This window comes from Nonomuraea sp. NPDC050556 (genome assembly GCF_044457355.1).
In the GTDB taxonomy this organism is placed as follows: domain Bacteria; phylum Actinomycetota; class Actinomycetes; order Streptosporangiales; family Streptosporangiaceae; genus Nonomuraea.
In genome coordinates this window covers 2,150,397-2,170,207 of record NZ_JBITGU010000001.1, presented here as the reverse complement: position 1 = coordinate 2,170,207, position 19,811 = coordinate 2,150,397, and the positions used below count along the sequence as shown (strand labels likewise).

Annotated in this window: 19 protein-coding genes; 10 read left to right on the top strand and 9 right to left on the bottom strand. The window is 71.6% G+C overall.

Annotation, left to right across the window (positions count from 1 at the left end; all coding sequences use genetic code 11):
• The first annotated feature begins 4 nt into the window (after positions 1-4).
• Genes ACIBG8_RS10805 through ACIBG8_RS10795 form a run of 3 tightly spaced genes read left to right on the top strand, consistent with a single transcriptional unit; the run spans position 5 to position 3,969 of the window.
• Entirely contained in the window at positions 5-1,327 is a 1,323-nt protein-coding gene (locus ACIBG8_RS10805) for a hypothetical protein (RefSeq protein WP_397342435.1), read from the top strand.
• Positions 1,328-1,358: 31 nt separating this feature from the next.
• Entirely contained in the window at positions 1,359-1,871 is a 513-nt protein-coding gene (locus ACIBG8_RS10800; protein ID WP_397342434.1) for a hypothetical protein, read from the top strand.
• A gap of 40 nt (positions 1,872-1,911) precedes the next feature.
• Positions 1,912-3,969, top strand: coding sequence for a protein kinase (locus ACIBG8_RS10795; protein ID WP_397342433.1), 2,058 nt, complete (start codon positions 1,912-1,914; stop codon positions 3,967-3,969).
• Here the strand turns inward: ACIBG8_RS10795 and ACIBG8_RS10790 are convergent.
• The 4 genes from ACIBG8_RS10790 to ACIBG8_RS10775 form a co-directional block, all read right to left on the bottom strand.
• The gene (locus tag ACIBG8_RS10790) at positions 3,966-4,838 is read right to left on the bottom strand and encodes a pirin family protein (protein ID WP_397342432.1); all 873 of its coding nucleotides are present in this window, start codon (positions 4,836-4,838) and stop codon (positions 3,966-3,968) included. The genes ACIBG8_RS10795 and ACIBG8_RS10790 overlap by 4 nt on opposite strands.
• Before the next feature lie 20 nt (positions 4,839-4,858).
• Entirely contained in the window at positions 4,859-5,701 is an 843-nt protein-coding gene (locus ACIBG8_RS10785) for a class I SAM-dependent methyltransferase (protein WP_397342431.1), read from the bottom strand.
• A 167-nt stretch (positions 5,702-5,868) separates the two neighbouring features.
• Positions 5,869-6,972 (bottom strand): MBL fold metallo-hydrolase, encoded by a 1,104-nt coding sequence (locus ACIBG8_RS10780; RefSeq protein WP_397342430.1) that lies wholly within the window; start codon positions 6,970-6,972, stop codon positions 5,869-5,871.
• A gap of 88 nt (positions 6,973-7,060) precedes the next feature.
• Positions 7,061-7,813: an SDR family oxidoreductase gene (locus ACIBG8_RS10775; protein WP_397342429.1), complete on the bottom strand. Its 753-nt coding sequence runs from the start codon at positions 7,811-7,813 to the stop codon at positions 7,061-7,063.
• A gap of 93 nt (positions 7,814-7,906) precedes the next feature.
• On the opposite strand from ACIBG8_RS10775, the gene ACIBG8_RS10770 reads away from it, so the two are divergent.
• Complete coding sequence (locus tag ACIBG8_RS10770) at positions 7,907-8,473, top strand: TetR/AcrR family transcriptional regulator (protein WP_397342428.1); 567 nt, start codon at positions 7,907-7,909, stop codon at positions 8,471-8,473.
• On the opposite strand, the gene ACIBG8_RS10765 is transcribed toward ACIBG8_RS10770, so the two are convergent.
• Complete coding sequence (locus tag ACIBG8_RS10765) at positions 8,432-9,421, bottom strand: AraC family transcriptional regulator ligand-binding domain-containing protein (RefSeq protein WP_397342427.1); 990 nt, start codon at positions 9,419-9,421, stop codon at positions 8,432-8,434. The two genes, ACIBG8_RS10770 and ACIBG8_RS10765, sit on opposite strands and share 42 nt — an antisense overlap.
• Before the next feature lie 72 nt (positions 9,422-9,493).
• Between ACIBG8_RS10765 and ACIBG8_RS10760 the strand changes: the two genes are divergently transcribed.
• Positions 9,494-11,389 (top strand): GMC family oxidoreductase N-terminal domain-containing protein, encoded by a 1,896-nt coding sequence (locus ACIBG8_RS10760; protein WP_397342426.1) that lies wholly within the window; start codon positions 9,494-9,496, stop codon positions 11,387-11,389.
• Positions 11,386-12,825: an aldehyde dehydrogenase family protein gene (locus ACIBG8_RS10755; protein ID WP_397342425.1), complete on the top strand. Its 1,440-nt coding sequence runs from the start codon at positions 11,386-11,388 to the stop codon at positions 12,823-12,825. Before ACIBG8_RS10760 ends, ACIBG8_RS10755 begins: the two co-directional genes overlap by 4 nt.
• 7 nt (positions 12,826-12,832) lie before the next feature.
• Here ACIBG8_RS10755 and ACIBG8_RS10750 read toward each other — a convergent pair whose 3' ends face one another.
• Genes ACIBG8_RS10750 through ACIBG8_RS10740 form a run of 3 tightly spaced genes read right to left on the bottom strand, consistent with a single transcriptional unit; the run spans position 12,833 to position 16,374 of the window.
• The gene (locus tag ACIBG8_RS10750; RefSeq protein WP_397342424.1) at positions 12,833-14,239 is read right to left on the bottom strand and encodes a carboxylesterase/lipase family protein; all 1,407 of its coding nucleotides are present in this window, start codon (positions 14,237-14,239) and stop codon (positions 12,833-12,835) included.
• A 13-nt stretch (positions 14,240-14,252) separates the two neighbouring features.
• Entirely contained in the window at positions 14,253-14,945 is a 693-nt protein-coding gene (locus ACIBG8_RS10745) for a DUF3152 domain-containing protein (RefSeq protein ID WP_397342423.1), read from the bottom strand.
• Between the two features lie 19 nt (positions 14,946-14,964).
• Entirely contained in the window at positions 14,965-16,374 is a 1,410-nt protein-coding gene (locus tag ACIBG8_RS10740) for an NAD(P)/FAD-dependent oxidoreductase (RefSeq protein ID WP_397342422.1), read from the bottom strand.
• A 35-nt stretch (positions 16,375-16,409) separates the two neighbouring features.
• Here ACIBG8_RS10740 and ACIBG8_RS10735 point away from each other — a divergent pair, with 35 nt between their 5' ends.
• The 4 genes from ACIBG8_RS10735 to ACIBG8_RS10720 are packed head-to-tail and all read left to right on the top strand — an operon-like array spanning position 16,410 to position 19,298.
• The gene (locus tag ACIBG8_RS10735) at positions 16,410-17,489 is read left to right on the top strand and encodes a Tm-1-like ATP-binding domain-containing protein (RefSeq protein WP_397342421.1); all 1,080 of its coding nucleotides are present in this window, start codon (positions 16,410-16,412) and stop codon (positions 17,487-17,489) included.
• Positions 17,462-18,079, top strand: a complete 618-nt coding sequence (locus tag ACIBG8_RS10730; RefSeq protein WP_397342420.1) for a Tm-1-like ATP-binding domain-containing protein — start codon at positions 17,462-17,464, stop codon at positions 18,077-18,079. The genes ACIBG8_RS10735 and ACIBG8_RS10730 overlap by 28 nt, the downstream gene beginning before the upstream one ends.
• Positions 18,076-18,900: a phosphoenolpyruvate hydrolase family protein gene (locus ACIBG8_RS10725; protein ID WP_397342419.1), complete on the top strand. Its 825-nt coding sequence runs from the start codon at positions 18,076-18,078 to the stop codon at positions 18,898-18,900. Before ACIBG8_RS10730 ends, ACIBG8_RS10725 begins: the two co-directional genes overlap by 4 nt.
• Positions 18,897-19,298: a cupin domain-containing protein gene (locus ACIBG8_RS10720; protein ID WP_397342418.1), complete on the top strand. Its 402-nt coding sequence runs from the start codon at positions 18,897-18,899 to the stop codon at positions 19,296-19,298. The genes ACIBG8_RS10725 and ACIBG8_RS10720 overlap by 4 nt, the downstream gene beginning before the upstream one ends.
• Here ACIBG8_RS10720 and ACIBG8_RS10715 read toward each other — a convergent pair.
• Positions 19,295-19,804, bottom strand: coding sequence for a hypothetical protein (locus ACIBG8_RS10715; protein WP_397342417.1), 510 nt, complete (start codon positions 19,802-19,804; stop codon positions 19,295-19,297). The genes ACIBG8_RS10720 and ACIBG8_RS10715 overlap by 4 nt on opposite strands.
• Positions 19,805-19,811: the final 7 nt, after the last annotated feature.

The window sequence follows — 19,811 nt, the reverse complement described above, 5'->3', positions numbered from 1 at the left end:
CCCCTTGCCCCGCGCCTACGCCCTGTTCTGGTGGCTCACCGCCGCCGGCTGGACGATGTGGACCCTCGCGGACTCCACCCTGTCCGCGCTGATCCCGTCGACGTCGTCGCGGCTCATCTTCTGCGACATGGCCGACCGGACGCCGGAATGGGCGCTCCCGGTGGAGGACTTCCTGTGGCTGGCACGGCCGGTGGTCGAGCTGGCCACGCCGGTCCTGCTGCTCCTGCTCGCCTGGGCGGCCACCCGCATGCACGCCCTCTGGTCGGCGGCGGCCGGGACAGGCCTGGTCGCGTTCGGCTACGTCGCGGTGCAGGGGGTCTCCTGGCTCAGCCCGCTGCCCGAGGACGCCACCTGCGGCGTCGACCCCGACACTCTCGGCACGATGAGCATGGCCGCGATGGCGTGGACGTTCCTGCCCGCCGCCCTCATCCTGCTCGCCGCGCGGGCCCAGATCGGCCCGTTCCCCTGGCGGGCCGTCGGCGCCATCGCTCTGACCGCCGCACTCGTCGCGGGCGTAGTGCTGGCGGTACGGCTGGCGCCCGAGGCCCCCGCCGGGCAGACCGCAGCGCAGGACGGCACGCCCCGCTATGCGCTGGTGCTGTCGGGACGCAGGATCGTGGTCGCCGACCTCCAGACGGGCGGAGACGCGGGCACGGTACCGACCGCCGACCCGCGGCTCTACAACTACCGCGCCGTGGCCCGTGACGTCGCTCCCGGCCACTACCTGGCCGCGGCCAGCACGCACGGCACGCAGGCGCTCGACGGCGGCGACGCCCGTTCGCGCATCTACCGCGTCACCGTCGCCGGGAACGGTGATGCTGCCGTGGGCGAGCGGGTCGGCCCCGAGTTCAAGGGGGTCGTCACGGAGCTGGCAGCGGCTGAGGACGGCACGATCGCCTACACGAGGGTGACGGGAGACTTCGAAGCCAACCGCATCGAGACCATCGTCGGCGTGGTCGGCGGGCGGGAGTGGAGCCTGGGTGACAAGCAAGGGCTCGAGGGGGAGAAGCCAGGCGTGCGCTGGTCCGGCCCCACGGCCCAAGAGCCACCGGACACTCGCGAGCTGGTCGCCTACGGCGAGCAGAGCCTGCGCGTCCACACGCGGGGCGGCAGGCCGCGCGGGCCGATCGCCCTGGATCCGTCGGGCCGGTACCTGCTGACGGCGCGGGTCATCACGGACGACTCGTCGTACGAGCTGGTCAGGATCGATCTCGGGGCTCCGGGAAAGCCCAGCGCCGCGCCGTGGTCCCCCGAGGTGACCATGGGCGACCTGCCCGAGAAGGTGGTCTGGGCGGCCGAGCGGGACGTCTCCGGACTGGCGTGGTGAACCGTGGGCAGATCGTCTCCGTGCCTAGGGAATGAGAAGACTCCTGATCCCCGCGGCGCTCCTGCTCGCCGCCGGGTGCGGGGGCGGCACGGGCGGCACCACCACCCCCGCCTACCCGGCGCCCGCGAGCTCCAAGACCGCCACGGACGAGGGCTACGGCCGCTCGACCACCAAGCCCCCCGCGGGCGCCGCCGTGAAGCTGGCGGACTCCAAGCTGGGCAAGATCATCGTCAACGGCGACGGCATGACGCTGTACCTGTTCGAGAAGGACAAGAACGGCACACCTGCCTGCTACGACAAATGCGCCGAGGAATGGGCGCCCTACGTGACCCAGGGGGAGCCCACCGCAGCGGACGGGGCGGACGCGAGCCTGCTGAAGACCGTCAAACGCACCGACGGTACGCTGCAGGTCGTCTACGGTGCCTGGCCCCTCTACACCTACGAGGACGACAAGAAGCCCGGCGACGTGACGGGCAACGACAAGGACGAGTTCGGCGGCGAGTGGTACGCGCTCGGCGCGGATGGAAAGCAGGCGGAACACTGAGTGCAAGCCTTCTGCAAGGAACAATGAGCATAATTCCGTCATGCCGTCGATAGCTGAGCTTAGAGCTGGAGACCCCGCCCATCTCGCCGGTTACGAGCTACGCGGCCGGTTGGGCGAGGGCGGGCAGGGCGTCGTCTACCTGGGCGCCGACGCGAGCGGCGGGCTCGTGGCCATCAAGTGGCTGCGCCCCCACCTGGCAGGTGACGCCGTCGCTGCGGAGCGCTTCGCCCGCGAGGCCGCCGTGGCCACGCGGGTCGCGCCGTTCTGCACCGCGCGCATGCTCGCGACCGGCGTGCACGACGAGCGCCCCTACATCGTCAGCGAGTACGTCGAGGGCCCCTCGCTGCAGCAGGTCGTGCTGAACGAGGGGCCGTTCACCGCCGCCAAGCTGCACCGGCTCGCCATCGGCACGATCACCGCGCTGGCCGCCATCCACCAGGCGGGCATCGTGCACCGCGACTTCAGCCCCAACAACGTGCTGCTGGCCAACGAGGGCCCGCGCGTCATCGACTTCGGCATCTCCCGCGCCCTCGACGCCACCACGACCATCACCTCGGCGCCCGTGGGCACGCCCGCGTACATGGCGCCTGAGCAGGTGCTCGGCCACCAGGTCGGGCCGCCGGCCGACCTGTTCTCGTGGGCGAGCATCGTCGTGTTCGCCGCCACGGGCAACGGCCCGTTCGCCGCCGAGTCGGTGCCCGCGGTGATCAACCGGGTGATGAACAGCGAGCCCGACCTGTCGGCGCTGCACGGCCCGCTGAGGGACACGGTGGCCGCGTGCCTGTCCAAGGACCCCGCCAGGCGGCCGACGGCGGAGCAGGTCATCATGCGGCTCCTGCAGCACCCCGAGGTGCGTGAGGCGGCCCCGCCCACGACGCCCTACCCGCCGCGCCAGCCGTACCCCCAGGTCCCGCCCCAGCCGGTCCACCACCAGCAGCCGGTCTACCAGCAGCCTCAGCCGATCTACCAGCAGCAGCAGCAACCCGTCTGGGCGCCCCCGGCGCCGCGTAAGAGCGGGAGCAAAGGGTTCGTGATCGCCGGGATCGCGGCCGCCGTGGCGGTCATCGCGACGATCTCCGTCGTCGTGGTCGCGCTCGCCAACCGCCCGACGACCACCATCACCACGACGTCCGGCACGGTCACCCCGAAGCCGACGACGACCAAGCTGGCCGGGAAGGCGGTCCCCACGACCGGCCTCAGCTCGGTCAAGCTGCCCGACACCGACGTGACGATCTACGAGAACCCCGCCGACGCGGTCAAGCTCACCACGTACACGGTGTGGAACGCCAAGCTCAAGGCCTGGGTCTACTACACCAGGGACTCGCTGAACGGCGCCTTCAAGAAGTACGCCAACCACTGGGAGAGCATGCTCTCCCCGGACGGCCGCTACCTGGTCAAGCGGGGCAAGAAGTTCACCGGCGACGGCTACGACAGCGTCGAGATCACCGACAAGGTGACCAGCGAGACGTTCACCGTCAAGACCTCGCGCCAGCCGCTGAGCGCCTACATCTCCGCCTGGTCCCGCGACAGCCGCCGCGTGCTGCTGAACGTCGGCAACCCGACCGACGACGGCTGGCAGTCGACCGGCTTCGCGATCGTGGACGTGGCGGCCAAGCAGTCCACGGTCTCGTCGCTGCGCGAGGGCTCGCTGCGCGACATCCACTACGGCTTCAGCGACGACGGCGCCGGTGTGGTGGCCGTGTCGTCCACCACCAAGCAGCAGGCGATCCGCCTGTTCGACAAGGACGGCACGAGGCTGCGCCGCATCCCGAACGTGGGCTCAGGGCTCGCCGGGTTCTTCTTCTCGCCGTCCGGCGACCGCTTCCTGACCAACTGCCCGGGGCTCGGGAAGAACACCCACTGCATCTACGACTCGCAGACCGGCAACGAGCTGCGGCGGTTCGAGTCGTCCTGCTCCGGCGGCTCCACCTGGTACGACGAGCAGCACCTGGTCTGCTGGGTGCGCCCAGAGGAGGGCGGCGACCGCCAGCAGATCCAGGTGATCGACTTCGCCGGGCAGAAGGTGCGGCTGCTGGCCGACGTGCCGGTCAACGGCGAGAACCTCGAGGTCTACTACACCTTCACCGGCCGGGGCTAGCGGGGCTTCAAAGGGGTCGTCGGCAGGCCGGGCGCGGGCAACGGCGCCCCGTCGAAGCCGACGACCTGGCCGAAGCCGGAGCCGTCCATCCACGCGCGGCGGAAGGCGACGATCTCCTCGTGGCTCCTGCCGACGAAGTTCCACCACATGACGAGCTGCTCGCCGAACGGTTCCCCGCCGATGAGCAGCACCCGGCCGCGTCCGGAGACCGTCAGCGTACGGTGACCGGGACCGAAGTAGTGCAGGCTGCCCGGATCGTCGAAGAACAGCAGCCCGTGCTCCCACGACTCCTCGACCGGCACCTCCACCTGCCCGTCCACGGTGAGCTCCGCCGCGACGAGAGGGCTGTAGGCGGCAGCCGGTGAGGTCACGCCGCCCAGCGACCCCATGATCACCGTGGCGCCCTCGAAGACCGGCAGGTCCGCGTGGTGCTCGAAGTGCGGCGCCTGGTGGCGGTGCGCCTCGGGAAGGGCCACCCAGAGCTGCGCGCCGTGCAGGACCGTCTCCCGCGACTCCTCCGAGTGGCTGATCCCCGCTCCGGCCGTCATCAGGTTGAGCTGGCCCGGCCGTACCACCTGAAGGCTTCCCACGCTGTCGCGGTGCAGCACCTCGCCCTCGATGAGCCAGCTCACCGTCTGCAGCCCGGTGTGCGGATGCGGCGGCACCCGCATGGCGGCCACCTCGGGCCCGTAGGCGTCGACGAAGCACCAGGGCCCGATCATGCGGCGACGGCGGCTGGGCAGCGTGCGGGTGACGTTCATCCCTCTGGGCCCGCCCAGCGCCACGGTGTGCCCGGTCAGGATCTCCGCGCCCGGCGCCGCCTGCCCCTCGCAGACGATCTCGGCCGGGCTCTGTTCAAGATTGCTCACTCTGAGACTGTACGGCTCCGCTAGGAGCGGCCGACGATGCGGCGGGTCCACCTGAGGGCTCGCCGTACGACAGGACCGCCCGCGCGCAGGTCGGCGGCGGTCTTCTTGAGCTCGGCCGACGTCCGCTTCAGCTCGGCGGCGACCTTGCGCAGCTCCGCCACGTCCGAGGCGGCCTTCTTCTTCCTGACGTTCACCCGCACCAGCGGGCGGGCGTCCAGCTCGTCCACGGTGTGCCACATGTCCTCGGCCGTGGAGAGCCACGCCAGCAGCCGCGCCTGGTACCCGGCGGCGTCGCCCCACGTGGCGTACAGCTTCTGGGTGCTCACGCAGATCGGCGCCAGCCCCAGGTTCGCCACCGCCTCCCACACCGCCAGGGACACCCCCGGCGTGTGCTCGCTGCGGTAGTCGTCGAAGACCACCACCCCGTCCTCGCCGAGCACGGTCCTGGCGGACAGGACGTCCTCGCGGACGTGCGCGTACAGGTGCGAGGCGTCCACGTGCACGAACCTGCACGAATCCGGCTTCACGTGCGCCAGGATCTCCGACGTCGGCCCGTGCACCACGTCCGGCAGCGCGTCGTGGAAGGCGAGGTAGTTCTCCTCGAAGCGCCGCCGCGTCAGCGTGGAGTAGGACCGGCTCGTCTCGGCGTCGTTGGCCGCGTCCGGCGCGTCGGACTCGAACAGGTCGCACACGGTGAACCGCTCGCCCCGGCGCAGGTGGCGGCCGATGAGAACGGCGCTCTTGCCCATGTACACGCCGAGCTCCAGCAGGTCGCCCGGCCGCTCGTCGGAGAGGAACCAGTCGAACAGGCGCTGGTCGGCAGGCCAGAACCAGCCGGGGATCTGCTCGAGAGAGGGTGGCATGCCGGGACGCTAACAGCGCGAAACCCGGCAAACCAGCGTGTTTGGCGACTGTCCGTCAGCTCGACAGGGTCCCGTAACCCGCCGCCTCGCGGCGACGTAGTTTGTCAGCGTCCCATCCACCCCAGCCCTCACCCCCGAAGGGGACAATGGATTGCCCCGAAGGGGCCCTAGACCGAAGGTCTAGACCACCACCCGTCCACGGCCGGCGCGTCGCCCACGTCGACGCCCTCGCCGGGCCGCGGCACCACGATCTTCACGTCCCGCGACCTGGCCTCGCGCCAGAGCCGGTCCACCGGCTCCGACCACGGGTGCAGCGCCAGCGTGAACGTCGCCCAGTGCACCGGGAGCAGCAGCGACCCGCCCAGGTCGAGGTGGGCGTTGACCGCCTCCTCCGGGTTCATGTGGATGTCCGGCCACGCAGGGCTGTAGGCGCCGATCGGCATCAGCGTCAGGTCGAACGGCCCGTGCGCTGCGCCGATGCCCTTGTAGCCCTCGAAGTAACCGGAGTCGCCCGCGTAGAACACCCGCTTGCTCTCCCCGGCGACCACCCACGACCCCCACAGGGTGTCGTTGCGCGTCAGCGACCGGCCGGAGAAGTGCCTGGCTGCCGTCGCGGTGAACCGCAGCCCGCCGACGACGGCCTCCTCGTCCCAGTCCAGCTCGATGATCCGGTACAGCGGCACGCCCCACCGCTCCAGGTGCGCCCCGATGCCCAGCGGCACGAGGAAAGGCGCCTTCTGCGTCCTGGTCAGCGTCTGTACGGTGGCCCGGTCCAGATGGTCGTAGTGGTCGTGCGAGATGGCGATGGCGTCGACCTCGGGCAGGTCGGCCAGGTCGACCGGCACCGGGTGGTGTCGCTTCGGCCCGGCGAACCGCGCGGGCGACGGCCTGTTGCCCCACACGGGGTCGAACAGCACCCGCCTGCCCTCGATCTCGACCAGGGTGGAGGCGTGGCCGTACCAGACGACGCCCAGCCCGGTCGCGGACAGCCCGGTCGCTGGCGGCACCCGGAGCGGGACCAGGCCGTTGGGCCTGCGCGACTCGCGGTCCTTGGCCATCTCGCGCAGCAGCCCCGGCGACGGCACCCCGGTGGCCGTCGGCTCCGGCATGGGGTTGTAGAACACCCCGTCCTTGAACTGCGGCGAGCGCCGCATCCTGGCGGCCCGGTCGGGGCTCGACTTCAGGGGGCGGACCCCCAGCTCGGCCGGGACGTCGCGGAGCGCCCAGCCCGCGGCACCCAGCGCCGCCACACCCACCAATGCCCGTTTCACGTTCACACTCCAGAAGGTTGGCTCTTCACCGTCAACTGCCGGACACGCCGCCCGTGTTCCCGGATTCGACGATATATCGCGATAGGCCTCACACCGTCTTGACGGTGCCCGCGTCGATGAGGAAGTCGGCGCCGTTGACGCTGGCCGCCTGCGGCGAGGCCAGGTAGGTCACCAGCGCGGCCACCTCCTCCGGCTCGACGAACCTGCCCGTGGCCATGCCCGTCATCGCGGGCAGCTGCGCCAGGAGCTGGTCGAGCGGCACGCCTAGCGAGGCGGCGAGCCCGGCGCCATATCCGTTCTGGTCCTCCCACATCGCGGTACGCACCAGCCCGGGGGAGACGGTGTTCACCCGCACGCCCTGCGGCCCGAACTCCTCGGCCAGGGCCTTGCCCAGCGCGGTCAGCGCCGCCTTGGCCGTCGTGTACGGGGTGGGCCCGCTCTGCGGCATCCGGGCGCCGATGGACGACACGTTGACGATCGCCCCGCCGCCCGACAGGAGTGCGGGCAGTGCGGCCCTGGTGGTCCGTACGGTGGCCAGGAAGTTGAGGTCGAGCGTCGAAGCCCACATGGCGTCGTCGAAGGCGAGGAAACCGCCGGAGGCCGCGCCGTCGCCGCCGCCCACGTTGTTCACCAGGATGTCGAGCCCGCCCAGCTCCTCCAGCGCCCGCTCCACCAGCTCAGCGGGCCCGGTCGGCGTCGACAGGTCGACGGCGAGGTCGCCCGTACGCGACGCGGCCACGACCTTGACCCCCTCGGCCCGCAGCGCCTCCACGACGGCCAGTCCGATGCCCCTGCTGGCGCCGGTCACGATCGCGGTCTTTCCCTCGAGTCGCATCTCCATGGCAAAATCCTTCCTAAGTGCGTCACTGCTGACACGAGGAACATACTACTTGCATCATTCATGTTGCAAGTAGTCGTGGATAGGATGGGGAGCATGAAAGTCAGGGCGCAGCGGTCGGACGCCGAGCGGACCGTGCGGACGATCCTGGAGGCCGCCGAGCGCGTGCTGAGCAGGAACCCGTCGGCGGGCATGGAACAGATCGCCGAGGCTGCAGGCGTCGCGCGCACCACCGTGCACCGGCGCTTCGCCTCCCGCGACGCGCTGGTCGGCGCCATGACCGCGTGGGCGACCAGGCAGTTCGCCGAGGCCGTCGCGGCGGCCGACCCCGACGAGACACCGCCGCTGGTCGCGCTCTACCAGGTGACGGCCAACGTGCTCCGGGTGAAGATCGACTGGCAGTTCGCCATGAGCAGAGCCGCCGTGGACGACGACCCCGAGGTCGCCCGTGTGCACGCCGACGTGCACGAGCAGTGCGACCGGCTGTTCCGCCGCGCCCAGGCGGGCGGGCTGATCAGGGCCGACGTCGACGTCGACTGGGCCAGGCGGGTCTACTACGCCCTCATCCACGAGGCCGCGCAGGACACTGAGGTCAACGCGGCCAGGGTGGTCGACACGCTCCTAGGCGGAATCGGCGCGGGAACCCGCCCACTGGGTGGGTGAGGACCCCGTCCAGCGGGTGAAGGCGTGCGTGAACGCGGCCGTCTCCGAATAGCCGAGCCGCCGCGCCGTCGCCTCCACCGTCATGCCCACCCGCAGATACTGCTCGGCCAGCGACCGCCTGACCTCCTCCACCAGCGACCGGTAGCCGCACCCCTCGGCCGCCAGCCTGCGGCGCAGCGAGCGCGCCGAGGTGTGCAGGGCCGTCGCCGCCTGGTCGATCGACGGCATGCTCGCCGGGTCGCGCATGAGCAGCTCGCGCACGTCCGCCGAGCCGCCGGGCACCCGGCGGCGGCGCGCCGACAGCTCCACGCACCGCTGCACCGCGACCGCGTGCATGGCCACGTCCGCCTGCGGCAGCGGCAGGTCGGCCAGGTCCTCGCGGTAGACGATCCGGCTCGCCGCCTGCTCCCACAGCACCGGCGCGCCCACGACCCGCGCGACGTGATCCGCGTACGGCGGGCGGTCCAGCGCCAGCTCGACCCGCTCCACCGGGGTCGAGCTGACGAACAGCTCCCAGGCGAACGAGGTGGTGGCCACGATGTCGCGCCAGAGCAGGAACTCCCTGACGTCCTCCGGCAGGTGCGTGTGGTCGAAGGTCAGCACCGCCCGGCGCGGGTCCACGCTCACCTCGCAGAAGCCGAACGTCAGGCCCAGGTGCTGCGGTCCGAACGTGATGGCCCGGCGCAGCGTCGGGCTGGTCGCGATGGCCCAGCCCCACACGCCGTGGCTGCCCAGGTGGTAGCGCAGCCCGGCGGCCAGGCCGAGGCTCGCGGAACCCGGGACTCCGGCGGTGAGCGCACGGACCACCTGCAGTTCCTGGCCGACCGTGACCATCCCGTCCTCGGGCGCGACGCCCGTGGAGGCGAGCAGGTCCAGCCCGTACTCCTCGCCGAGCCTGGCCATGATGAGCGCGCTGGTCGAAGCACGGGTAGCGGACAAATCGACCATTGGCCGAAAGTATCAAATGCCTGGCCGGGTAACTACTGGGTTACCTCGTGCGCACACTCCTAACGTCAGGCCATGAGCCTGACTGACGTCCAGCGCGACGTCCTGCGCGCTGTGGTCGACACCGTCGTGCCGTCCCTGGAACGGGACGACGACCCCACCGGCTTCTGGGCCACTCCGGGCAGCGCGTTGCGCGCCGAGGCGGCCATCGAGGAGGTGCTGCTCCAGGCCGACCCCGTGCAACTGGCCGGGCTCCAGCAGCTCCTCGACGCGCTGGCCCAGGTCGGCTTCCGGCACGGGTCGCTCGCCGTACGCGAATCGCTGCTCGGTACGGTCGCCGCCATGTCGCCCGAGGCGGGCGTCGGCGTGGCCACCCTGCGCGCCGCCTCGGCGCTGTTCTCCTACTCGCTGGTCGACGAGGGCGGGCGCAACCCGTTCTGGACGGTCGCCGGGTTCCCGGGACCGCAGGCCGAGCCCACCGGGCCCATCGACGCGCCGCTCCCCGTCGAGCGGCTCACCCAGGACATGGCCGCGGACGCCGTCGTGGTCGGCTCAGGCGCGGGCGGCGGGGTAATCGCCGCCGAGCTCGCCCAGGCCGGGTACCGGGTCGTGATGCTTGAGGCGGGGGAGTACTACCACGAGGGGCACTTCACCCAGCAGGAGCGCTGGGCGACGGAGAACATGCTCTACCGGGGCGGCATCGCCTCCACCGTGGACGGCAACGCCGCGCTGCTGGCCGGGCACACGCTCGGCGGCGGCACCACGATCAACTGGCAGAACTGGATCAGGCCGCGCCCCCACGTCGTCGCCGAATGGGGACTGGACGCCGAGGAGTGGGACAGGCACATCGCCGCGGTCAGCGCCCGGGTGAAGGCCAATGCCGACTGCTCCGATCTCAACGGACCCCACCAGCGGATGACCGAGGCGGCCGCCAAGCTCGGCTGGTCGCACCACCGCACGACGCGCAACGTCGACCCGGCGCGCTACGACGCGAAGATCGCCGGTTACACCCAGTTCGGCGACCAGGGCGCCTCCAAGCAGGGCACCTCGGCCACCTACCTGCGCGACGCCGTCTCCGCCGGTGCGCGGATCATGACAGGGGCCGTGGTCACGCGCGTGCTCGCTGAGAACGGCAGGGCCTCCGGTGTTGAGGTCGAGGGCGGTTTCACGGTCAAGGCGCCCATCGTGGTCCTGGCGGCGGGCGCGCTGGAGACCCCGGCCATCCTGCTGCGCAGCGGTATCGGCGGCCCGGCCGCCGGTCTGAACCTGCGGCTGCACCCGTCCTCCGGCATGTTCGGCGTCTACACCGAGGAGCAGGACCCGTGGTGGGGGCCGCCGCAGTCGGCCGTCGTCGACGAGTTCGCCGACCTGGGCGACGGCTACGGGTACCTGGTCGAGGGGTCGCACTACTTCACCGGCATCTTCGCCCACCAGTTCACCGCCCAGGCGCGCACCGGGCGGGCGCACAAGGCGGCGATGGCCGAGCTCAACAGGACCGGCGACTTCCTGTTCGTGCTGCGCGAGCGCGGCGGCGGCCGGGTCGCGCTCGACGCGAACGGGCAGGCGGAACACCACTACGCGCTCGACGACCCGGCCGACGTCGCCGCCTTCCGGCACGCGCTCGGGACGCTGGCGCGGCTGCACGAGGCGGCGGGAGCCGTACGGATCAGAAGCGGGGCGCGCCACCTGCGGCCCTGGGAACGCGGGCAGGACCTCGAGGCCTGGATCGCCGCGCACGGCGCGGCGCCGATCGGGGCCGGAGGCATCGGGATCGGCTCCGCCCACCAGATGGGTACGGCCCGCATGGGCGCCGACCCCGCCACCTCCGTCGCCGGACCCGACGGGCAGCTGCACGACACGCGCGGCGTGTGGATCGGCGACACCAGCGCCTTCCCCAGCGCGTCCGGCAGCAACCCGATGCTCAGCTGCATGGCACTCGCGCACCGCACCGCCGAGAGGATCGCCCGATGAGGACCCCCGTAGAGAGCCGCCACGCGCACTGGATCGGCGGCGCCTGGGTGCCCGCCTCGGGCGCCATCGAGGTCACCGACTCGCACACCGAGGAGGTCATCGCGACCGTCCCCTCGGGCACGGCTGCAGACGTGGACCTGGCCGTCGCCGCCGCGCGCCGGGCGTTCGAGAGCTGGAGCGCCACCACGTTCAAGGAGCGGGCCGAGATCCTGCGCGCCGTGGCCGACGGGATGCACGCGCGGCAGGCCGAGCTGGCGACGCTGATCAGCCGCGAGGTCGGCACGCCGTACATGCTGTCCAACCTCATCCAGACCGGCCTGCCGAACATCTCCTTCGCCTCTCAAGCCGAGATCCTTGACACGTTTTCTGCGGAGACGCGGCTGGGCAATTCGGTCATCGCGCGGGAACCCGTCGGGGTGGTCGGGGCGATCACGCCGTGGAACTACCCGCTGCACCAGATCGCCGCCAAGCTCGCTCCCGCGCTGGCCGCCGGGTGCACGGTGGTGCTCAAGCCGAGTGAGGTCGCGCCGCTCAACGCCTACGTGCTCATGGAGATCATGCACGAGGCGGGGGTGCCCGCCGGGGTGGTCAACCTGGTCAGCGGCGTCGGCCCGGTCGTCGGCGAGGCCATCGCCGCGCACCCGGACGTCGACATGGTGACCTTCACCGGCTCGACCGTCGCCGGTCGCCGCGTCGCCTCGGTCGCGGCTGCCACGGTCAAGCGGGTGGCGCTCGAACTCGGCGGCAAGTCGCCGCTCGTCGTGCTGCCGGACGCAGACCTGGGCAACGCCGTCCTGCGCGGCATCACCGGCTGCTACATCAACTCGGGCCAGACGTGCTCGGCGCTCACCAGGCTCGTCGTGCCTTTGTCGAGAGTTGCGGAAGCCGAGGAGCTGGCCGGGACGTTCGCCGCCTTCGCTGTCGTGGGCGACCCGCTCGACCCGGCCACCCAGCTCGGGCCGCTGGTGTCGGCGCTGCAGCGCGACCGGGTGCGCGGCCACATCACCCGCGCGCTCGACGAGGGCGCCAGGCTGCTCACCGGCGGCGTGGAGCCGCCGTTCGAGACGGGGTTCTACGTGGCGCCCACGGTGCTCGGCGGGGTGACGTCCGACATGGCGGTCGCGCAGGAGGAGGTGTTCGGGCCGGTGCTCGTCGTGCAGTCCTACGACGACAGCGGCTCGGCGGCCGAGCAGGACTCGGCCGCCGTCGCCGTGGCCAACGCCACCGTGTACGGCCTGGCCGCCGGGGTGTTCGGCGGCGACGCCGACCGGGCCCTGGCCGTGGCGCGGCGGATCAGGGCGGGGCAGGTCGAGGTCAACGGCGGCACGTTCAACCCGGTCGCGCCGTTCGGCGGCTACAAGCAGAGCGGCATCGGGCGCGAGCTCGGGCGGCACGGGTTCGAGGAGTACCTGGAAACGAAGGCGATCCAGCTTTAGTCGTATTTCACAGAACGGGGAACCCGGGCGCTGACCACAGCGCCCGGGAGGCGGCCTCAGGGTCGGAGACGTCCTTGGGCTCGACGTCGAACAGGTGCGTGATGGCGGCCACCGGTTCGTAGACGGGCCAGCCGGGGTTCCCGGTGGCGGCGAAGCGGGTCCAGGCCCTACGGATTTGCACGGAAATTTCAGGACCCTCGGGGGCGCCGTGCGTGAGGAGCTGGCCCATCATGCCGTCCAGCGTTCCGAACGTCAGCGGCACGTCCAGCCCGTGGCAGGCCCCCAGCGCCGGGGCGTCCCAGGTCAGCTCGTAGGCGAACGTCGGCCCCGTGTGCAGGTCGGCCAGCGTCGCGCTCGGCATCCTGAACAGCCAGTCGCCCAGCAGCAGCTCGTAGAGCTGGTCGTTGTCCGCCTGCGGGTGGGCCGTGCGGTAGACGACGTCGGCGCCGGGCGGAGCCAGCTCCTTCAGCGCCAGCGCCAGGTCGCCCGGCTTGCCGCTCATCATGGTGAAGAGCCGGAACTCGTCCCTGTTGAACCCGACGATCACGTCCACGTCGCTGCTCGCGCCGTCGGCCAGCGCGTTCCACGGCGTGTCCGGCAGCACCACGCCGTCCACGACGGGCGAGAACGGCGTCGGCGTGAACGCCAGCGGCCCCCACTCCGCGTGCGCGCCGTCCATCGCCGCCCGGAACTCCTCCACCCGCTCCACCAGCTCCAGCGGTTCCAGCTCGTAGGGCGAGGCCCCGCCCAGGATGGCGGCGCTGACCCGCGCGGCGTACGCCGGCGAGAAGAACGTGCCGGGGACGCTCTGCAGGATCGCCCGCCGGAACAGCCCCGCCGCGCTCGGCATCGCCAGCAGCGCAGCGATCGACCCGGCGCCCGCCGACTCGCCGAACACCGTCACGTTGCCCGGGTCCCCGCCGAACGCCCCGACGTTGTCGCGCACCCAGCGCAACGCGGCCACCTGGTCGAGCAGCCCGCGGTTCGGCGGCGCGCCCTCGACGTGACCGAACCCCTCGAAGCCGACCCGGTAGTTGACGGTGACCACCACGACGCCCTCGGCGGCCAGCAGCGTGCCGTCGTACTCGGGCACGTCGGTGGAGCCGGTGATGTAGGCGCCGCCGTAGATCCAGACCATGACCGGCAGGCCCGCACCGTCCTTGTCCGGGGTCCAGACGTTGAGCGTCAGGCAGTCGAGCCCGCCCGCCGGATCCCAGGCGGGCGCGCCGCCCGGCATCGCCGGCTGCGGTGGTCGCGGGCCGAACGCGGTGGCCTCGAACACCCCGTCCCACGGCTCGACCGGCGCGGGAGCCGCCAGCCTGAGCGGCCCGAAAGGGGTCTTCGCGTAAGGGATGCCCTTGAAGACGGTGTCGTTGTCCAGTCCGCTGACTCTGCCCGTGGTCGTGGCGATCATAAAACCAGTGTGGTCAGCGCTCGGCCGCTTGGACAGGCCCGCTTCCGTTCAACGGAAAGGGCCACGGGTTGGGGCGGCAGCTCTCCAGCGACTTCGACTGCTGCACCATGACCGGCGCGCGCCGTCCCCTGCCTGGGCAGTAGGCGTGGTGGTGGCCCAGGCCGTGGCCGACCTCGTGGCTGATCACGTAGTCGCGGTAGGCGGCCAGGCGGCCGTGGTACTGCGGCACGCCCTTGGCCCAGCGCACGGCGTTGATCACCGAGCGGGAGCCGTTCCAGCAGGAAAGCTCACCGCCGGTGCGCAGCGGCAGGCAGAGACGGTCGGTGGTGTGGGGGCTGGTGAGCGCGACCCGCACCTGGACGGAACCGTGGTCGACGCGCTGGAACCTGGCCCAGCCGCGCGGGTCGTTGAGCGTGTCGTGCACCTGGCGGGCGAAGTCCTGGCCCTTGAAGGGGAGTCCGCGCTCGACCTCGACCAGATACCGCACCACCTGCCCGCGCCCTTTCCTGGGGGCCTGTTTGCCCGGGACGACGGCGAAGGTCCCTTTTCCTCTGTACGGCACGCGCTTGGTCCGCAGGCTTGCCGCCTTCTTCACGGCCACCCGGATCTGGGGCGGGGTGGGTTCCGGGGCTGACGCTGCCGGTGCCGAGGGTGCCGAACAGGCGGTCACCGTCAGGACGAGGGCCCCCAGGATGGCCGTGCGCACGAGAGACTCCCCAAGTCGATCACGGTGGGGAGGAGGTGATCATACCGTAGGGGGCGAGGTCCAGCGGGGGAGTCTCACCGATCGCGAGACACGCGGCCAGCAGGCCCGCATAGGGCCCAGCCGTCAGCCCGTAGGCACTGAGCCCCGTCGCCACGATCACCTTCGGCGCAACCTCGGCGATCACGGGCCGCTCCTCCCCATAGGCTGCCCTGCCGCCGGTGAACTCAGCCTCCCCATCCCCGACCCCCGGCCCTTCCCGACCCACCTGCTCCTGCCGTGCCCCCGGCCTATCCCCACCCACCTGCTCCTGCCTCGCCATGGGGTCATCCCCACCCACCTGCGTGGCGGCCAAGCCCACGCCGACCCTCCCACCTGCCGTGTATACCGGACGGAGGCCCACCCGGGTCTCCACCACCGTCGCGTCCCTGAGCCCCGGCGCGACCAGCATCCCGGAGGCCAGCACCTCCTCCAGCCCGCCAACGGTCACCCGGGCGTCGAACCCCACATCCTCGACCGTCGCCCCGACCACCACCCGCGATCCGGGAAACCCCAGCAGGTACGGCCCGCGCTGCGGCAACACGATCGGCCAGGACCCGGTGTCCCGCCCAGGCAGCTCCACATGCACGATCTGCCCCCGCCGCGCCGTAACCGCCGCCCCCAACCCCGGCCACACCCCACCCGACCAGGCCCCAGCCGCCACCAACACCACATCCCCCGACACCTCACGCCACCCCTCACCCAAGGTGCCGCCGGGCACCCCCTCACGCAAAGCGCCGCCGGGCAACCCCTCACCTGAGGTGCCGCTGGGCGCCCCATTGCCCGGGATACCGCCGGGTGCCCCGTCACGTCCCTCAGCGTCGCGCGCTACACCTGGGGCTGGGGTTGGCGATGTCACGATGACGGTGCCGTCGGCTGACACGGTGGCTGTGCCGTACACGAGCTCTGCCCCACCCGCCACAGCGGCCGTCAGCAGCGCGTCGCGGAGCCGCCTACCGTTGACGCGCGCGGCGCCCGGCACGAAAAGGCCCGCCAGCGACGGGTCCAGGGCAGGAAACAGGTCCACGGGCCGGGTGACTCGGCGGACTTCGCCCATCTCGGGAGCCCCGGCGTACCGCTCGGCAAGGAGGGCCTCCACCGGGTCCAGCTCCACAGGGTCCTCGGCCACCAGCAGCGCCCCCACCCGCGCATACCCCGAGTCCCCGCCCAGCAACTCCACCAGCGACGGGTAGTGCCGCGCCCCGCCACAGGACAGCTGATACCACGCGGAAGAGTCCGCATGATCCACCCACGGGCACACGATGCCCGCCCCCGCGTCCGTAGCCCGCCCGCTCAACCCCGCGTCCACGACGACCACCGACACACCACGACGAGTCAGATGAAAAGCCGCGGCTGCGCCGACGATCCCGCCACCGATCACGACAACGCGCATTCCTCAATGATCGCAGCCTGGTTAGGTTGGAGGATATGGCAGTCGTACTCATCGGCACACTGGACACCAAGGGCCAGGAATACGCCTGGCTCCGCGACAGACTGCAGGACCTGGGCTGCGACGTGATCGTGATCGACGCCGGAACCGGCCCCCCGCCCCCACCCTTCGCCACCGGCCCCGGCGGCACGCTCAGGCCTGCCGGACCCGGCGACGTACCCCCGCCTCTCTTCTCCGCCGGATCTGGCGATGTGCCCTCGCGCCTCGTGCCCGCAGCGCCAGGGGAGGGGCTCGCGGTTCCCGGGACGGGCGGGGCGGCCGACGAGGAGGCGCGCCTGGCCGAGGTGGCCCGTACGGCCGGGGTGGACGTGATCGGTAACGCCCGGGTCGCCGAGGCGGGCGGCGCCGACCTGGCCACCCTCCGCGCCGCAGCCGACCGAGGGGCAGCGGTCACCACGATGGGCGAGGGCGCCGCAGCAGTCCTAGCCGAGCTGCACGCGCAGGGCCAGGTGGACGCGGTGCTCGCCGTGGGCGGGAGCGGCGGCTCGTCGATCGCCGCGCGAGCCGTACGGGACCTCCCCATCGGCGTGCCCAAGGTGATCGTCTCCACGATGGCGTCAGGAGACGTGTCCCCGTATGTCGGCGCCAAGGACGTGACGCTGATGTACAGCGTCGTCGACATCGCAGGGATCAACCGCGTCTCCCGCCTCATCCTCGGCAACGCGGCCGCGGCCGCCGCAGGGATGGCCAGAGCACGGACCCAACCAGTGGCCATGGAACCACTGGGCGCCTCAAGGCCATCAAGGACCGCCGACCCCCTGGCCGCGAAAGGCTCCGGAGCCACAGGAACTTCCCGGGCGGAGGCGGCCGCCGCCGGAATGGGCGCAGCCTCGGGGGTTTCCGGGGCGGGCACGGGTCCGCTGACGGCGAGGCCCTCCGCTGCGGGCGCGGATCCGTTGGGAGCGAGGCCCTCCCCAATGAGTGCTGCCTCGGGGGGTCCGGGGCGGGCGCGCTCCCTGATCCGCTGGGGGCCAGGGATTCCGCTCTCCGCGCAGAGGGTGCGGATGATCGGCCGCTGGTCGCGGCGTCGATGTTCGGCGTCACCACCCCCGCCGTAGACGCAGCCCGCGAACGGCTCACCGAGCTGGGCTACGAGGTGCTCGTCTTCCACGCCACCGGCTCCGGCGGCCGCGCCCTCGAAGGCCTGGTCGAGAGCGGCCTAGTCGTCGGCGTCCTCGACCTCACCACCACCGAACTCGCCGACGACCTCGTCGGCGGCGTCCTCTCCGCAGGCCCGTCAAGACTCACCGCCGCCGGACGGCGAGGCGTCCCCCAGGTCGTCGCCCCCGGCGCGCTCGACATGGTCAACTTCGGCCCTGACATCCCGGAACGCTTCGAAGGACGCACGATCTACGTCCACAACCCGACCGTCACCCTCATGCGCACCACCCCGGCGGAGATGGCCGAGCTGGGCCACCGCATCACCGCCAAACTCCGCCAGGCCACCGGCCCGACCGCCCTGTTCGTCCCGCTACGCGGCGTCTCCGCCCTGGACGCGGACGGCATGCCGTTCCACGACCCCAAGGCCGACCAGGCCTGCTTCGACGCCATGCCCGACGCGGAGCAGCTCGACCTGCACATCAACGACCCCGCGTTCGGCCGCGCGATGGCCGACCGCCTGCACGCACTCATCGGGGGCGCCTCATGAACCGGCAAACCGTGCTCGAACGGCTCCGCCGTACCGTCTCCTCGGGAAAGCCGGTGATCGGCGCCGGGGCGGGTACCGGCCTGTCGGCCAAATGCGCGGAGGCCGGGGGCGTCGACCTGATCATCATCTACAACTCCGGACGCTACCGTATGGCCGGGCGCGGCTCCCTGGCCGGGCTGCTGCCGTACGGCGACGCCAACCAGATCGTCGTCGAGATGGCGTCCGAGGTGCTGCCGGTCGTGCGGGACACGCCGGTGCTGGCCGGGGTGTGCGGCACCGACCCGTTCCGGATCATGCCCCGCTTCCTCGACCAGCTCAGGGACATGGGGTTCGCCGGGGTGCAGAACTTCCCGACCGTCGGCCTGTACGACGGGGTGTTCCGCCAGAACCTCGAAGAGACCGGCATGGGCTTCGACCTGGAGGTCGAGATGGTACGGCTGGCGCACGAGCGCGACCTCGTGACCGCCCCGTACGTCTTCGACCCCGACCAGGCGGTCGCCATGGCGCAGGCGGGCGCCGACGTGCTGGTCCCGCACGTCGGGCTCACCACCAAGGGCTCCATCGGCGCGGGGACCGCGCTCACGCTGGACGAGGCGGTGGCCCGGGTGCAGGCGATGCGCGACGCGGCGGCAGCCGTTCGGCCGGACATCCTGGTCCTGTGCCACGGCGGGCCGATCGCGGAACCGGCGGACGCGGCCTATGTCCTGTCGAGGACCAAGGGCGTGGTCGGTTTCTTCGGCGCGTCGTCGGTGGAGCGGCTGCCCACCGAGCAGGCTATTACCGCGCAGGTCGCGGCGTTCAAGAATCTGGAGGTCGGATGAACCCGGACGACGTAGGCACGATGACCTTTGACTGGGGGTCCATCAAGTGGTTCGTCACCCCGAACCGGTTCCCCGGGGCGGGCAGCACGCTGGGTGAGGTGATCGTCAACCCGGGGCGCGGCCACGCCAGGCACAACCACCCGCACGCGGAGGAGATCATCTACGTGATCTCGGGCGAGGCCGAGCAGATGGTCGACGACGGCGAGCCGTTCGTGATCAGGGAGGGCGACACGGTCTACATCCCGACGGGCGCCTACCACTCGACCTTCAACCGCACGTGGCGCCCGCTCCGCCTCATCGTCACCTACACCCCGGGCGGTGAGGAGAAGGCCCTGGAGGCCGCCCCCGACTACCACTTCCACCCTCCGGCGACCATTCCAGAATGGACCCAGGCCTAGTAGAGCGAGGGCAACACCCGGGCCACAGCTTCGTGGAGCCTGATCTGCAGGGGCTCCAGCCGTACGCTGGCGGCCCGGGCTGATTCCTGGCTCTCCGCCCAGATGGACTCGCCTGCGACGGTTCGCAGTTCGGTGGCGAGGGAGCGCAGCTCCTCGTCGAACACCCGCGCCCGTGACGACTCCAGCCTCAGCACCGCCGCCGACCACCCGGCGGCGGTGGGCGTCTCCCACTGCCGCGCCGGCCACTGCCCGGTGTCCTTCGCGACGGCGACCATCCGGTCCAGCTCGGCGTAGGCGGACTGGATCATGTCGGAAACGGCCGACTGGAGCGCGAGGACGCTGTCCCGCTGGAAGACGTCCTTGGCCAGCTTGCGCTCGCGCTCGTACTGCATTTCGCGGTTGGCCGTCTCCTGGCGTACCGTCAGCCGCTCCTTGTAGATGGTCAAGATCGCCGTGGTGAGCGAGCCGATGACCACGCCGACGAAACCGAAAAGCGCCTCAGTCACGCTGGAC

Bases quoted from the DNA above. Each gene is read 5' to 3' on its own strand.
- ACIBG8_RS10800 (WP_397342434.1), top strand. From the start codon at position 1,359: ATGAGAAGACTCCTGATCCCCGCGGCGCTCCTGCTCGCCGCCGGGTGC.
- ACIBG8_RS10795 (WP_397342433.1), top strand. From the start codon at position 1,912: ATGCCGTCGATAGCTGAGCTTAGAGCTGGAGACCCCGCCCATCTCGCC.
- ACIBG8_RS10785 (WP_397342431.1), bottom strand. From the start codon at position 5,701: ATGCCACCCTCTCTCGAGCAGATCCCCGGCTGGTTCTGGCCTGCCGAC.
- ACIBG8_RS10775 (WP_397342429.1), bottom strand. From the start codon at position 7,813: ATGGAGATGCGACTCGAGGGAAAGACCGCGATCGTGACCGGCGCCAGC.
- ACIBG8_RS10770 (WP_397342428.1), top strand. From the start codon at position 7,907: ATGAAAGTCAGGGCGCAGCGGTCGGACGCCGAGCGGACCGTGCGGACG.
- ACIBG8_RS10765 (WP_397342427.1), bottom strand. From the start codon at position 9,421: ATGGTCGATTTGTCCGCTACCCGTGCTTCGACCAGCGCGCTCATCATG.
- ACIBG8_RS10760 (WP_397342426.1), top strand. From the start codon at position 9,494: ATGAGCCTGACTGACGTCCAGCGCGACGTCCTGCGCGCTGTGGTCGAC.
- ACIBG8_RS10755 (WP_397342425.1), top strand. From the start codon at position 11,386: ATGAGGACCCCCGTAGAGAGCCGCCACGCGCACTGGATCGGCGGCGCC.
- ACIBG8_RS10750 (WP_397342424.1), bottom strand. From the start codon at position 14,239: ATGATCGCCACGACCACGGGCAGAGTCAGCGGACTGGACAACGACACC.
- ACIBG8_RS10740 (WP_397342422.1), bottom strand. From the start codon at position 16,374: ATGCGCGTTGTCGTGATCGGTGGCGGGATCGTCGGCGCAGCCGCGGCT.
- ACIBG8_RS10735 (WP_397342421.1), top strand. From the start codon at position 16,410: ATGGCAGTCGTACTCATCGGCACACTGGACACCAAGGGCCAGGAATAC.
- ACIBG8_RS10730 (WP_397342420.1), top strand. From the start codon at position 17,462: ATGTTCGGCGTCACCACCCCCGCCGTAGACGCAGCCCGCGAACGGCTC.
- ACIBG8_RS10725 (WP_397342419.1), top strand. From the start codon at position 18,076: ATGAACCGGCAAACCGTGCTCGAACGGCTCCGCCGTACCGTCTCCTCG.
- ACIBG8_RS10720 (WP_397342418.1), top strand. From the start codon at position 18,897: ATGAACCCGGACGACGTAGGCACGATGACCTTTGACTGGGGGTCCATC.